This is a genomic window from Nonomuraea sp. ZG12 (assembly GCF_052068115.1).
Taxonomy (GTDB): domain Bacteria; phylum Actinomycetota; class Actinomycetes; order Streptosporangiales; family Streptosporangiaceae; genus Nonomuraea.
Genome location: NZ_JBQHCW010000027.1, coordinates 1 through 14,184, shown reverse-complemented (window position 1 = coordinate 14,184; position 14,184 = coordinate 1). Strand labels below are relative to the sequence as shown.

The window sequence follows — 14,184 nt, the reverse complement described above, 5'->3', positions numbered from 1 at the left end:
CTTGGCCACACCCGCTGCATCGGGTGTGGTCGAAGAGGAGATTACGGATGACGACCTCCGCCCAGCCCCGCCCGGTGAGTCCACGAGCCGCGATCGCGGCCGTGGCGATCGGCTTCGGGGCGATCGTGTTCGACGGCTACGATCTGATCGTCTACGGCTCCGCCGTACCGGCGTTGCTGGCCCATGAGGAGTGGGCGCTGTCCCCGGTGGAAGCCGGCGCGATCGGCAGTTACGCACTGCTCGGGGCGTTCGTGGGCGCCATCACGTGCGGAACGCTGACCGATCTGCTCGGCCGGCGACGACTCTTCATCATCTCGCTGGCCTGGTTCTCCCTGATGATGCTGCTGGCCGCCCTCGCTCCTGACCCGTCGTCGCTGGGCCTGTTCCGATTTCTGGCGGGGCTCGGATTCGGTGGCATCCCCCCGACGGCCATCGCCCTGGTCATGGAGGTGGCACCGGCGCGCCGCAGGCAGGTGATCAGCGGTCTGATGCTCTGCGGCTTCCCCGTCGGCGGCATCCTCGCCTCGGTCCTCGCGCTCGTCCTGCTGGAGCCGGCCGGATTCCGCGTGCTGTTCGCCGTCGGCGCGCTGCCACTGGTCACGCTCGTTCCGCTGGCGATCTGGCTCCTCCCGGAGTCGCCGGATTTCGTGCGATCGACCCGCGACTCCGTCCGCCGGGAACTGGGCTCCTTGGTGAGCGGCCGTGCCGCGGTCGCCACGGTGCTGTTCGTGGTGGCGAACATGTGCTCGATGCTGCTGGTCTTCGGGCTCAACACCTGGTTGCCGCAACTGATGCGCAACGCCGGATACGGGCTGTCGTCCGCGCTCGCGTTCCTGCTCCTGCTCAATATGGGGGCGGTGGCCGGCGGGCTCGTCGGCACCTCCCTCGCCGACCGGTACGGCAGCCGCTGGGTCGCGACCACACTCTTCGCCGTCGCCGTCGTGTCGCTCGGCCTGTTCGCCTTGCCGCTGCCGACCGTGGTGCTGTACGTCCTGGCCTTCATCGCCGGCGCGGCGACGACCGGCAACCAGATCGTCGTCTACGGGTATGTGGCCGCGTACCACCCCGTCGGCAACCGGGCGACCGCTCTCGGTCTGAGCAGCGGCTTCGGCCGGCTCGGCTCTGTGGGCGGCCCCATACTCGGCGGCACTCTGCTGTCGGCCGGCGTGGGTCTCGGAGGCAATGTCGGGGTGTTCGCGGCTGTCGCGGTCGTTGGCGCCGCCGCCTCGGCTTTCGTCCCACGGCCCGGTGTCGGCGCGATCCCCGCGACCAAGCCCGCCTTGCCCGCGGCCGAGGGCGGGATCACCGCGTGATGACGATCATGGGGCAGAATGGGTCGCGTTCGCGGATACCAGATCAAGGCGAGGTGACGATGGCCCGGCAGCCGACCCGCCGGCACCTGGTGTCCAACGAACTGCTCGAGCACTCGGCCCGGCTGTTCGCGGAGCAGGGTTTCGCCAACACGAGCCTGCAGGACATCGCCAACGCGATGGGGATCAGCCGGCCGGCGCTCTACCACTACGTCAGCAACAAGGAAGAGCTCCTCGCCGCGCTGGTGCGCGATGTCCTCGAGCGCGTCGTGGAGATCCTCGAGCGCGTCAGCGGCCGTGCGGACCTCACCGCCGACGCGCGGGTCGAGACCGCGCTTCGCGAGATAGCGGTCACCAATGCCAGGAACACCAGCCGCTTCCGGCTGCTCGACCGCAGCGAACCTGATCTTCCCGCGGAGATCGCGGAGATGCACCGCCAGGCCCGGCATCGGGTGCTCGAACTACTGACCGGATTGATCGAGGACGCCGTCGCCGCAGGAGTCTTCCGCCCCCTTCCGGCCCGTACGGCCGCGCTCGGGATGCTCGGCATGGTCAACTGGGTGGCCTGGTGGTATCGGGCCGAGACCGACGGTGATGCCGACGCCATCGCGGACGTCCTCGTCGACGTCGCGATGACCGGTGTCCGCAGGACCGACGACCGTACGGTTGCCGCGGGCCCGCGGGCGGCCCTTGAGCTGCTCAAGGAAGACATCGCACACCTTGAGAGCGCGATGCGGCGGGCCCTGCCCGCCGATTCCGACTGACAGACCGCACCGACTTGCCATCGCCAGGTAACGGCGTCGACGCCTGCGCTTGGCCCTGACACAAACGTCGGTTATTCTACATAAGCGTCAACGAGGAGTCTGCCATGACCGGTGAGGTCGGCCTTCCGTCCCCGCCCTTTCCTCACGACCGAGCCGAACGCTACGTCCGTGAGCAGCTGTGGAAGCGCGAACCGCTGGGGGACGTCATACGCCTCGCCCTGGCCCGGCGCCCCGGCCACCTCGCGCTGGTCACCACCGAGGTCAGGTGGACCCACCGCGAACTCGACGAGCGCAGTACCGCCTTCGCGGCAGGGCTTCTCGCCATGACCACGCTGAGACCCGGCGATCGGATGATGTTCCAGCTCGGCAATGTCGCCGAGACCGTCGTCGCCTACTACGGCGTGGTCAAGGCCGGCATCATCCCCGTCTGTACCCTTCCCCAGCACGGCGCGCATGAGATCGGCCGGCTCGCAGAGCACACAGCGGCCCGCGGGCACATCGTCCAGGCCGACTTCCGCAACCGGGACCTGGTGGAGCTGGGCACCCGCCTCGGCGAGGCCGTCCCGATCCTCGACACACTGATCGTCGCGCGCGGCGCGGCGCCACCCGGCGCACTCTCGTTCGACGACATCCTCGACGCCGGATCGCAGCCGGACGCCCGCGCGCGACTGCGCTCGCTGGAGATCGACCCGGACGGAATCGTCGCCTTCCAGCTGTCCGGCGGCACGACGGGCCTGCCCAAGGTCGCTCCCCGGCGGCACGCCGAGTACGCCTACAACTCCCAGGTGTGGGCCGAAGCGCTTGAACTCGACGAGAACGCCGTGGTCCTGCACCCGCTGCCGATCATGCACAACGCCGGCATCGCCGCCGCCCTGCAGCCTGCTCACCTCGTGGGCGGCACGTTCGTCCTCCCATCCGGAGCCGACGCCGGCCCGATGCTGGAGCTGATCGCGCGCGAGCGGGTCACCACCATGCCGGTCGTCCCGCCTGCGGTCGCGATCCGGATTCTGCGGCATCCTGCCGCGCGCACGACCGATCTGACCAGTCTCACGAGGTTCGTGCTGGGTGGCCAGCGTCCCTCCGCGGACCTGCTCGAGCGCCTGGAGAGCGAGCTCGGCATCCCGACACAGCAGATGTTCGGGATGGCCGAGGGCATGTTCCTGTTCACCCCGCCGAGCTCGCCGGAATGGGTCCGGCGCGGCACGGTAGGCACTCCCATCTCCCCCGCCGACGAGGTGCGGGTGCTCAACGTCGGCTTCGAGACGGAGGTGCCGGACGGTGAGCTCGGTGAGCTCGCCTGCCGAGGGCCGTACACGATCCCCGGCTACCACCGCGCGGCCGCGCACAATGCCGCCGCCTTCACCACGGACGGCTTCTATCGCACCGGCGATCTGGTCACCCGGCACGTGGTGGACGGCCGGGACTTCTACTCGATCGACGGCCGTATCAAGGACGTCATCAACCGCGGCGCCGAGAAGATCCACGCCGAGGAGGTCGAGGAGCTGATCGCCCGCCATCCCGTGGTGCACGGGGCCGCCCTCGTGGCGATGCCGGACCCGGTTCTGGGCGAGCGGATCTGCGCCTACGTGGTGCCCGGGGTCGGTGCCGAGACACTCACCCTCGACGCCGTCAACGCGTTCCTGCTCGAGCAGGGCCTTGCGAAGTTCAAGCTCCCGGAGCGCCTCGAGATCGTCGACGCGTTCCCGCTGACCAACGTCGGCAAGGTCTCCAAGAAGGCTCTCCGGGCCGACATAGAAGGCAAGATCGAGAAGGAGAACGCTCCCCTATGAGGCTCGACAGCATCGCGGTGCTCGGCGGCGGCCCGGGAGGCCTCTACGCGGCCCGGCTGTTCAAACTGGCGAACCCCGAAGCGAGGGTCATCGTCTACGAGCAGAGCGTGCCCGAGCAGACCTTCGGGTTCGGCGTCGCCGTCGCCGCCCGAACCCAGCGCAACCTCGAGGCCGCCGACCCTGTCACGCAGGCCGACATCATCACGGCAGGCAGGCCGCACGACATGCGGATGGTCGTCGGCCGGCAGTCCGCACGGGTGCACAACGGAGCGCTCATCGGCATCGCCAGAACGGAGCTGCTGGCGATCCTCAGCCGGCACGCCAAGGCCGCCGGCGTCGACATCCGGTACGGTGCCCGGGCCTCCCTCGCCGACCTCGACGCCGAGCTGGTGATCGTGGCCGACGGGGTGAGCAGCCAGACCCGTACCGAACTCGCCGTCGAGCTCGGCGCCCGTGCCGACGTCGCCGGCGGACTCTACCTGTGGGCGGGCACGGACTTCGCGCTCGACACCGCGATCTTCACCCCGGCGACCACCGCCCACGGGATCTTCGTCGCCCACGCCTACCCGTACGCGCGCGACCGCAGCACCTTCCTCATCGAGACCGACGAGGCGGCCTGGCGCGCGGCCGGCTTCGACGCCACGACCGAGGCGACCCCGCCCGAGGAGTCCGACACCGAGGCCCTCGACTACCTCACGGACGCGTTCGCCGAGCACCTCGGCGGGCACCGGCTGATCGGCAACCGGACCCGGTGGCTGCGCTTCCGCACCGTGCACTGCGAGCGGTGGACGCACGGCAACGTCGTGCTGCTCGGCGACGCCGCGCACACCGCCCACTACTCCGTCGGCTCCGGCACCAAGCTCGCGATGGAGGACGCCATCGCGCTGCGCGAAGCGGTGACAGCGGCACCGGATCTGCCGGCCGCGCTGGCCGCCTACGAGCGGGAGCGCCGCCCGCAGGTGGAACGCCTGCAGGAGCTCGCCCGGCGCAGCATGCTCTGGTGGGACTCGTTCCCGCGGCGCATCCATCTTCCGGTCGAGCAGCTGATGGTCGCCTACATGACCCGCACCGGCAACGTCTCGCTCCAGCGCTTCGCCGGGACCAATCCCGAGGTCGTCCGGAGCGGGCTCGCCCGGTTCGCGGGAGTCGATCCTAGCCACGTCCAGACCGACGGCGTAGTCGACTGGGTGCTGGCACGGCCATTCGAACGCGGCACTCGCCGCTGGGACTCCCGTCTGCTCGCCCCGCACACCCGGGACACCCTCTCCGCCGTTCCCGGTGACAGCGCCCCGCCCTCTGCCGCCGACCTTGCCCGGGTTGAGGTCGTCCGCACCGATCCCTGGGACGAAGGGGAGGCGCTCATCAAGCACGTGCACGATCTTGTGCAGAAGGGCTGGCAAGGCTGCTGGCTGACCGGGCCCGAGGACCACGACAGCCTTCTGACCAGGCTCGAGATCGGCGAACGCCTGCGCAACGAGATCGGTGCGCTCGTCGTCGTCGAAGGCCCGTCGAGCCGCATGGACGACCTCGCCGCCGGCATCGCCTCCGGCCGGGCGGACCTCGTGTACCTCACCGGGGGCGGAGATGAAACCTGATCAATCGACGCAACTGTCGCGAGAGCAACGTAAACCACTCAGAACATGCGGGAGATTAAATTGATCAAGGGTGAGCACCGCGTGCGTGGTGTCGACCATGCCGCGTTCCCGACCTTCGACCCGGCCGCGACCGTACGGTTCTACCGGGACGTGCTGAAGTTCCCCGTGGTGCACTCGATCTGCGCCGCGGGCTGGGGTCCTGACCAGCACCCCGACTTCATTCACTTCTTCTTCGACATCGGCAACGACGACCGGATCGCCTTCTTCTACTACTTCGGCCACGAGCCGGTCGGCGACCCGGAAGCCCGTGGCGATGCCTGGGCCCGCCTCCCTGAGGGCACTCCCGAGTTCTTCGCCAACTCCCGCCACCTCGCGATCCACGTCGACTCGGAGGAGGACCTGCTCGAATACCGGCGCCGCCTGGACGGGAGCGAGTGGCCCTGCGAGATGCAGGTCATGCACGAGACGATCGAGTCGATCTACACCCACGACCCGAACGGCTACATGATCGAGCTGACCCGGGCCCTGCGCCCGGTCACGCCGCAGGAGGACCTGGACGCGACGCTCACCATCGATGCGCTCTGCGAGGTGGCATCCGGTCCGGAGCCCACGCTCGAGAAACTGCTCACCCGCAAGGCCGAGCTGATCATGGAACGCGCCGAGGCCTGGGAGCAGGCGCTGCCCTCGGCGCCCGAACCGGAGACGGTGACGCCGTGACCGCGATGTTCGTCCTCGGCGTCCCGGAGAACCAGGGCGTTCTCGAGGTGGCCCAGCGGGACCCGCTGCTGATCGTGGACAAGGTCGGCCCCTACTTCAGAATCGCTGCCGGGGGCGAGCCCGCCGGCCCGTCCTCCGACGAACCTCTCGGAGCCGGGCACGCAAGCACGAGCGGTGAGATCGTCATCGACCGGCGCGCGACCGGCTGCCGACACGCCGTGTGGTACTCGGCGGTCGCGGGCCTGCAAGGCTCCCGGATCGCCCAGCACGACAAGAACGCCCTGCGCGTCGTCTCAGTGAGGAACAACGATGAGTGAACCGACGGCTGTGCCCCCCAGGGGTCATCACCGCATCGGGCTGGTCGTGCCCAGCTCGAACGTCACCGTGGAAACCGAGATGCCGGCGCTGCTGCAGCGGCACCGCGACGCCACGTTCTCCTTCCACTCGACCCGCATGCGGATGCACACGGTGTCGCCGGAGGAACTCCGAGCCATGAACGCGCAGCGAGGCCGGTGCATCGACGAGATCGGCGACGCGGGCGTCGACGCGGTCCTCTACGCCTGCCTCGTCGCGCTGATGGCGCAGGGACACCCGGACGGGATCGCCGAGCACGTAACCGCCGAACAGGCGGTACGGGACCAGTTCTCCGAGCGTGGCCTCGCGCCACAGGTCACCTCCAGCGCCGGTGCCCTGATCTACGCGCTGCGCGCGACCGCCGCGGACCGCGTCGCCCTGGTGATGCCCTACCTGCGTCCGGTCGCGGAGCTCGTCGTCGCCTACTTCGAAGCGGAGGGAATCACGGTCACCGACTGGAAAGCGCTCGAGGTCGCCGACAACACCGAGGTCGGCTGCATCCCGGGCGACAGAGTGCTGGCCGCCGCGCGGTCCCTGGATCTGAGCGGCGCCGACGCGCTGATCCTCTCGGCATGTGTGCAGATGCCGTCATTGCCCCTCGTGCAGGCCGCGGAGGGCACCTTCGGAATCCCGGTGCTCTCCGCGGCGACCGCAGGCGCGTTCACCTTGCTCGAGTCGCTCGGCCTGCCGGTCGACCTGCCGGGCGCTGGGCGGCTGCTCACCCGCGACGCGACCGTGACCGCCGTCCGATGACCGCCACGACTCGCAAGAACCCCGGTCTGAACGTCGACTGGCACCCGGGCTCTCTCCCCGCGGGCACCGGTATCGTGCCGCGGACCAGCGTGGTGGCCGACGGCAACGCGGCGAAGGGCACGCTGTACACCCCGGCGGATCTCAAACCGCGTGACACCACCGTGGTCGTCTTGATGCATCCCCGAGTGGACTTCTCCCGTCATTACCTGATCCCGGCGCTGATCGAGGCCGGACATGCGGTTTTCGTCCAGCAGGCAAGGGACGCGGGTAACGATCTGCGGCTCGTCCACGAGCAGACGCTGCTTGATCTGGCCGCCGGTCTGGAATGGCTGAACGGCGCCGGGTTCCGGCGAACGGTCGGGCTCGGCAACTCCGGTGGCGGAGGGCTCCTGACCTACTACGTGCAGCAGTCTCTCCGCGCGCCGCAGGATCGGATCGCCAGGACACCGGCCGGGCGGCCCAGCGGGCTCGGCGACACGGTCCTGCCCGAGCTCGACGCGCTGGCCTACATCGCCCCGCACCCCGGGCAGGGCACTCTCCTGGGGCGGTGCATCGACCCCTCGGTCACCGACGAGGACGACGCGTTCTCCGTCGACTCCTCGCTCGACCCCTTCGGGGAGCAGAACGGCTACCGGCCGGCTCCGGAAAGCTCCGCCTACACGCCGGAGTTCGTCGAGCGTTATCGCGCGGCCCAGCGGGAGCGGATCGCCCGGATCGACGAGAAGGCACGGGCGTACGTCGCGGAGGCACTGTCCGCCCGCAAGGCGATCAAATCCGGAGGAGGGGCGGCGGAAGATCGCAGGCGCGCGGGTACGGCACGGCTGATCACCGTGTGGCGTACGGACGCCGACCTGCGGGCGATGGACCAGAACCTGGACAAGTCCGACCGCGGCTACGGGTCAGTGTACGGCGCCAAACCGGAGACGACCAACTACGGCATCGTCGGGTTCGGCCGGCTCACCACGCCGGACGCGTGGCTGTCGACCTGGTCCGCGCTGTCGTCCAACGCGACGATCGAGAAGGCCGGCCCAGAGATGGTCCTGCCGAGCCTGCTCGTCACCTACACCGCCGACAACTGCGTCTTCCCGAGCGATTTCGAGGGCATCGTCCAAGCCATCGGCAGCTCGGACAAGCAGGTCGCCGGCATCGCGGCGGACCACTACGGCAACCCCGTTCAAGGTGGCACGCGGGATGGCGCGGTCACGCTTCTGGACCCATGGCTTCGTGAGCTGGGCTGAGAGACGATGAGGACGGTGGCGGGCTCGTCGCGGACCACAGCGAGTGCCGGGCCGCCGCGTCGAAGTGCGGCGTGTGCCGCTCGAATACTGACAGCAACCGACACAGCGGTGAAGAAAATCACGGAAAGAGCAATACAAAACAACACATTGCGATAGCGGACGACACTGACCGAGGATTCTCATAATCCGTGGGTCGTGGGTTCAAGTCCCACCCGCCCTACCGACATCACCGCAGGTCAACGGCCCGTTTTGGACGATGCCAGCGGCTCGGTAATGATCACCTCAAGATCATGTTCCCCCGATGTTCCCGCATCTCGCCATGCGGCTGTCGGTGTTTGATCATCTTCGCCGTTTCCCGGCAGTTTCGAAGCCCTCCGCTCAGATCCGCAGCGTTACCCCTGCTGACACCGTCGGGCCGAATCGAGATCTTCTCCGAGGAGATCAACTCATTCGGCTACGACGACTGCGCCGGCCATCCCACGTGGTTCGAACCAGTGGAATGGCTTCGCGCCGATCTGTCGGACCGATTCCCACTGCACCTGATCTCGAATCAACCCGCCTCACGCCTGCACAGCCAATACGACAACGGCGGCCACAGCCTCAGTTCGAAAATCCGCGGCCGTGAGCCCGTGACGATCAATCCGTCGGACGCCGCGTCACGCGGCATCGAGAGCGGCGTGATCGTGCGCATCTACAACGACCGGGGGAGTTGCCTCGCGGGCGCGGTCCTCTCCGACGACGTCATGCCGGGCGTCGTCCAACTGTCCACCGGGGCGTGGTGGGATCCGGTCCAGCCAGGCACGAGCGGAACACTGGATCGTCACAGCAACCCGAACGTTCTCACGGCGGACCGGCCCTGCTCGCGCCTGTCACAAGGACCGAGTGCTCACAGCGCGCTGGTCGACATCGAGCGCTATGACCCCCCCGTGCCCGACGTGCTCGCCTACTCACCACCCAGCCTCGAACAGTGACACACAGCTTCCCCGCCCGATCTGCGATGGGTCTTCGGTATAGCAGACTGTCGGTGCACAACCCCTGTCCGGTGCCAAAACCCTCCACCTGGGCGGCCAGCACCCGGGAGCGGTCCAGCAGCAGGTCGACGGTGTGCCGTATGTGCTCGACGATGAAATCGCCGTCCTGGGTGAGGCCGGCGGCGCGGGCGGCCAGCACGCTGGGCGTGACCCGTTCGATGACGTCTCGCACGTATCCGGGCGCGGCCACACCGTCCTCCAGGGCTGCGCGAGTGGCTCCGACCGCGCCGCAGGCGTCGTGGCCCAGCACCACCACCAAGGGGCAGTCCAGCACACTTACCCCGTACTCGATACTGCCCAGCACCTCAGGCCCCAGCACGTGGCCAGCGGTGCGGACGACGAACAAGTCACCGAGGCCCCGGTCGAAAATGATCTCAGCGGCCAGCCGGGAATCGGAGCAGCCGAACAGCACGGCGAACGGGCGCTGGGCCGGCGCGGTCTCGGCGCGATGTGCGGGGCAGACGGACGACCAGGTCCCGGACTGCCTACTCGTCGCGGGACGGCCAGAGTGGCTTGGGCACGTCCACGAGCGTTTGATCAGACGGCGATACCAGGCCAGCAGGGTGCCTTGGGTGACAAGCCGATGAGCTCGCAGCGTCGTGGGTAGGAAGCGAGCGAACGCCGACAGGAGCGCCCGATCAGCCCAGTCCGGCTTCGGCCGGACCTGGCGCTTCAACACCGCCGCCTCATGCCGGAGCACCATGATCTCGACATCCTTAACCGCCTGACCACCTCCCAGCAACACCAGCCAGCCGAGCACCCGAACCACAAACAGATGCAGCAGACGAACCGACACAAACCGCGATCTTGCCCGTACCGCTGCCGAAGGTCAGAACCGCAGATCAAGCACCCTGCGATGAGTTATGAAGCGGTACACGGCCTTCGCCGAGTGGGCGGCGCAGGAACTGCGGGCGACCGGGGATGCGACGCAGCGCGGCGTGCGGGCCGGTGGCGATCTCACCCCGCGCGAAGGGCAGATCGCCCGGCTCGCCACTCGGAGATCGGCAGCCAGTTGTTCGCTAGCCCGCGCACGGTCGAATACCACCTGAGCAAGATTTTCGCCAAGCTGGACATCACCTCACGTAGCCAGCTCGAACTCGTCCTGAACCAGGAGCACGCCGATAGCCGGGCAAGCTAGCCGTAAGTTGCTTCGCGCGCGCAGGTGGCGGCGCTCTTCGACAGTGGTGCTGCCCCAGATGCCATCCGGCTCGCCGGTGCGCATCGTTCCCGTCAGCCGATCCGCAGTCCAACGAGGTACACGCGGCAGAACCACCCACTGCTCTGTCCGGTGCAAGCCGCTGACCTGGCCGAACGCCGTCGCGCCTTTCATGACAGATCGTTGCCGACATCCCTTGGTCCGGAAGCTTGGCCTGGCGTAGGCCGTGGGAGTATCAGAGTCGTGCAATGGGGACAAAAGGAGGACCGTGGACCAACGCAGGCGGGGCGCCGGGCACGGTAAGAACGTTGGTCTGCTCGGGCGGGGGTCGGAGTGTGCTCTCCTCAATCAGATGATCGCGGCCGTCCGCAGGGGGGAGAGCCGCGTGCTCGTGATGCACGGCGCGCCGGGAGTCGGAAAGTCGGCGCTCTTGGAGTACGCGGAAAACTCGGCGGCCGGCATGCGGGTGCTGCGTGCGGCCGGTGTCGAGTCCGAGATGGAATTGGCTTTCGCCACATTGCATCAGTTATGTGCGCCGCTGCTGGATCGGCTGAGGAACCTTCCCGCGCCACAGCGCGATGCGCTCGAGACGGTGTTCGGGACGCGAGCGGGAGCCCCGCCGGAACGGTTCCTGGTCGGGCTGGCGGTGCTGAGTCTGCTGTCGGATGCCTCGGAGGGGCATCCGCTGCTGTGTGTGGTGGATGACGCACAGTGGATGGACCGGTCCTCGGCGCAGGTCCTCGGCTTCGTCGCCCGGCGACTGCTGGCGGAGTCGGTCGCCCTCGTCTTCAGCTCTCGCCAGCGGGCTCAGGACTTGCTCGGACTGCCGGAGCTGGAGGTCACCGGGCTGAAGGCCGCCGACGCCCACGCCCTGCTGGACTCGGTGACGCACACCCGGCTCGATCAACACATCCGCAATCGGTTCGTGGCCGAGACCAGAGGCAACCCGCTTGCCTTGCTAGAGCTACCGCGCGAGCTGACCGTGACCCAGCGGGCGGGCGGATTCGGCCTGCTGCGCGCAGACACGCTGCCGAGCCGGATCGAGCAAAGTTTCCTGGCCCGGATCGAAGACCTGCCCGAGCAGACCCGCCTGCTGCTGCTGCTCGCCGCCGCCGAGCCTACCGGCGACCCCGCCCTGGTACGGCGTGCCGCCGAACGGCTCGGGGTCACCCCGGAGACGGCCCAGGGGAACGGGACGGACGGGCTGCTGGTGTTCGGCGCACGGGTGATCTTCCGTCACCCGCTCGTGCGGTCGGCCGTGTACGGGTCGGCGAAGGACGAGGATCGCCGGGCGGTGCATCTGGCGCTGGCGGAGGCCACCGACGCGACAACCGACCCGGATCGCCGTGCCTGGCACCTGGCGTCCGCGACAGCCGCGCCTGACGAGGCCGTCGCCGCCGAGCTCGAACGGTCCGCCGGCCGGGCGCAGGCGCGCGGTGGGCTGGCCGCCGCGGCGGCGTTCCTGCAGCGATCCGTGGCACTGACCATGGACACCTCGCGGCGCGCCGAACGTGCCTTGACGGCCGCGGACGCCAGCCTACGGGCGGGCGACATCGACGCCGCGCGCCGATTCGTCGACCTCGCCGACCGGGACGCCCAGAGCGAATTCCAACGCGTGCGAGCCCACCTGGTGCGCAGTCACATCGCGTTCTCGGCCGGCTTCAACAACGAGGCGCCGCCGATGTTGCTGACGGCCGCGCAGCGACTGGAGCCCTTCGATATGGATCTGGCGCGGGAAACCTATCTCATCGCCTGGGCCAGCGCATCTTATGGGGCCGCGAACCGGGACAGCCTCATGGCGATTTCGCGGGCGATGGGGGAACTTCCCTGTCCCGAAGATGGTCCGCGTGCCCTCGATCTCGTCCTCGAGGGTTACGCACTGCTCATCACCGACGGCCGGAGAGCCGCGCTGCCCACGTTGCGACGGGCGATGACCGCGTTCACCGACGCTCCCCTACAGGACATCATGAACTGGAGCTGGGCCGCCGGTGGCTTGACCGCGCTCCTCTGGGATGACCGGATCATGGCCGAGTGGCCGGTCAGGGTGATCGAGGAGGTACGCACGGCCGGCGCCCTGTCCGAGCTTCCCATCTATCTCCACGCGTTGGCCCTGCCGATCGTGCTGAGCGGCGAATTCGCCACCGCGGCCGCGATCGTCGCCCAGTCCGAAGCTGTCGCCGACGCTACGGGTGTGCCCATGACGCAGCACACCAAGCTCCTGCTGACGGCAATGCAGGGTCAGGAGGCCGCGGCCGCGGCGCTGATCGCCGCCACGGTTGAGGAGGCCGGTGCCGGTGGTCAGCTGAATGGCGTCGCCTCCGCCCACTGGGCGGCCTCGGTCCTCTACAACGGCCTCGCACGATATGAGCAGGCGCTGCCGGCGGCCCAGGCCACCACCCAGAGCGCCAACCTGCTCGTCTCCCAATGGGCGCTGCCCGAACTCGTCGAAGCGGCGACACGCGCCGGAGACGACACGGCGGCCCACGAGGCGCTCGAAGGTCTGGCGGACGCGGCGGAACCCTGCGACACCGACTGGGCCCAGGGAATCCTGGCTCGCTGCCGGGCGCTGCTGAGCGGCGACGCGGCCGCGGACGACCTCTACCGCGAGGCGATCGAGCGGTTGCGCCGGACGATCCTGCGCCCCGAACTGGCGCGCGCTCACCTGCTGTACGGCGAGTGGCTGCGCCGCAACCGTCAGCGGGCCGGGGCGCGCGACCACCTGCGGACCGCGTACGAGATATTCATGTCGATCGGGATGGAGGCGTTCGCCGAGCGTGCCCGGCGCGAGCTTCTCGCCACGGGCGAGACCATCCGCCGCGAGCGCAAGAACGAGGCCTCGACGAGTGCGGAGTTGACGCCGCAGGAGCAGCAGATCGCCCTGCTGGTGCAGGACGGCCTGTCCAACCCGGAGGTCGCGGCTCGTCTCTTCGTGAGCCCGCGTACCGTCGAGTGGCACCTCCGCAAGATCTTCCTCAAGCTCGGGATCAGCTCCCGAACGCAGCTCCGCCACGCCCTTCCCCGCCGAGCAGCAGAAGGTTAGGGGACGACCGGTTGGCCGGCCGTCGACGTCAGGTCGCCCCGATGAGTGCGCGACCAGTTTCATCCTGTCGCTCCCGCTCGCGACGCCCTTCATCGGCGTGGCGGCCGTGGTCGCGGCGATCGCGGCCATCTACGTCCTGCTGGTCACCGTCACGATCTGGACCGCGGCTATGAGGGCCCGCGCCATCATGGCCCACAAGTCTCCGGTTCTGGGCTGACATAGGCAAGACCAACCCCCCAGACCGAACTGCGGCTCGCGCGGGGACATCCGGCCCACCAAGAGTGACCGTGCACGCCTGCATGGATGTCACAGATCGCGGTGCTGTCCGGTCTTGCTTCGTGGAACTGCTTTCGTGAAGATGCGGGTTGAGGAGCACACCATGCATGCGCCGGAGAACCGGATAGCCACGTCCGTCCTGGTCATCGGCACGGGGGGT

The 14,184-nt window shown here is 68.8% G+C and carries 12 protein-coding genes and 1 pseudogene; 11 read left to right on the top strand and 2 right to left on the bottom strand.

The features are described 5' to 3' along the window. Window positions 1–47: 47 nt before the first annotated feature. The 9 genes from ACTMTF_RS41145 to ACTMTF_RS41105 all read left to right on the top strand — a co-directional run bounded on the left by ACTMTF_RS41145 (window position 48) and on the right by ACTMTF_RS41105 (window position 9,492). Window positions 48–1,313 (top strand): MFS transporter, encoded by a 1,266-nt coding sequence (locus tag ACTMTF_RS41145; protein WP_441115537.1) that lies wholly within the window; start codon window positions 48–50, stop codon window positions 1,311–1,313. A 59-nt stretch (window positions 1,314–1,372) separates the two neighbouring features. Next, on the top strand, window positions 1,373–2,074 hold the full coding sequence (locus ACTMTF_RS41140) for a TetR/AcrR family transcriptional regulator (protein ID WP_441115536.1): 702 nt from the start codon (window positions 1,373–1,375) through the stop codon (window positions 2,072–2,074). Between the two features lie 104 nt (window positions 2,075–2,178). Continuing rightward, window positions 2,179–3,864 (top strand): (2,3-dihydroxybenzoyl)adenylate synthase, encoded by a 1,686-nt coding sequence (locus ACTMTF_RS41135; RefSeq protein WP_441115535.1) that lies wholly within the window; start codon window positions 2,179–2,181, stop codon window positions 3,862–3,864. Beyond that, complete coding sequence (locus ACTMTF_RS41130) at window positions 3,861–5,459, top strand: FAD-dependent monooxygenase (protein WP_441115534.1); 1,599 nt, start codon at window positions 3,861–3,863, stop codon at window positions 5,457–5,459. The genes ACTMTF_RS41135 and ACTMTF_RS41130 overlap by 4 nt, the downstream gene beginning before the upstream one ends. An 81-nt stretch (window positions 5,460–5,540) precedes the next feature. Beyond that, window positions 5,541–6,176 carry a VOC family protein gene (locus ACTMTF_RS41125; protein WP_441115533.1) on the top strand — a complete coding sequence of 212 codons (636 nt, stop codon included), beginning with the start codon at window positions 5,541–5,543 and terminating at the stop codon, window positions 6,174–6,176. Continuing rightward, window positions 6,173–6,493 (top strand): hypothetical protein, encoded by a 321-nt coding sequence (locus tag ACTMTF_RS41120; protein WP_441115532.1) that lies wholly within the window; start codon window positions 6,173–6,175, stop codon window positions 6,491–6,493. The genes ACTMTF_RS41125 and ACTMTF_RS41120 overlap by 4 nt, the downstream gene beginning before the upstream one ends. Next, a complete protein-coding gene (locus ACTMTF_RS41115) occupies window positions 6,486–7,283 on the top strand; it encodes a maleate cis-trans isomerase family protein (RefSeq protein ID WP_441115531.1) in 798 nt (265 codons plus the stop codon). Before ACTMTF_RS41120 ends, ACTMTF_RS41115 begins: the two co-directional genes overlap by 8 nt. Further along, window positions 7,280–8,521, top strand: coding sequence for a hypothetical protein (locus tag ACTMTF_RS41110; RefSeq protein ID WP_441115530.1), 1,242 nt, complete (start codon window positions 7,280–7,282; stop codon window positions 8,519–8,521). Before ACTMTF_RS41115 ends, ACTMTF_RS41110 begins: the two co-directional genes overlap by 4 nt. A 335-nt stretch (window positions 8,522–8,856) precedes the next feature. Next, window positions 8,857–9,492: a molybdopterin dinucleotide binding domain-containing protein gene (locus tag ACTMTF_RS41105; RefSeq protein ID WP_441115529.1), complete on the top strand. Its 636-nt coding sequence runs from the start codon at window positions 8,857–8,859 to the stop codon at window positions 9,490–9,492. A 121-nt stretch (window positions 9,493–9,613) separates the two neighbouring features. Here the strand turns inward: ACTMTF_RS41105 and ACTMTF_RS41100 are convergent. Continuing rightward, window positions 9,614–10,255 (bottom strand): annotated as a pseudogene (locus ACTMTF_RS41100) (carbonic anhydrase); the annotation flags it as partial. On the opposite strand from ACTMTF_RS41100, the gene ACTMTF_RS41095 reads away from it, so the two are divergent. Then, a complete protein-coding gene (locus ACTMTF_RS41095) occupies window positions 10,241–10,690 on the top strand; it encodes a LuxR C-terminal-related transcriptional regulator (RefSeq protein ID WP_441115528.1) in 450 nt (149 codons plus the stop codon). The pseudogene ACTMTF_RS41100 and the gene ACTMTF_RS41095 overlap by 15 nt on opposite strands. Here ACTMTF_RS41095 and ACTMTF_RS41090 read toward each other — a convergent pair. Further along, window positions 10,631–10,882 carry a hypothetical protein gene (locus tag ACTMTF_RS41090; protein ID WP_441115635.1) on the bottom strand — a complete coding sequence of 84 codons (252 nt, stop codon included), beginning with the start codon at window positions 10,880–10,882 and terminating at the stop codon, window positions 10,631–10,633. The genes ACTMTF_RS41095 and ACTMTF_RS41090 overlap by 60 nt on opposite strands. Window positions 10,883–11,060: 178 nt before the next feature. Between ACTMTF_RS41090 and ACTMTF_RS41085 the strand changes: the two genes are divergently transcribed. Further along, window positions 11,061–13,748: an AAA family ATPase gene (locus ACTMTF_RS41085; protein ID WP_441115527.1), complete on the top strand. Its 2,688-nt coding sequence runs from the start codon at window positions 11,061–11,063 to the stop codon at window positions 13,746–13,748. Window positions 13,749–14,184 lie beyond the last annotated feature (436 nt).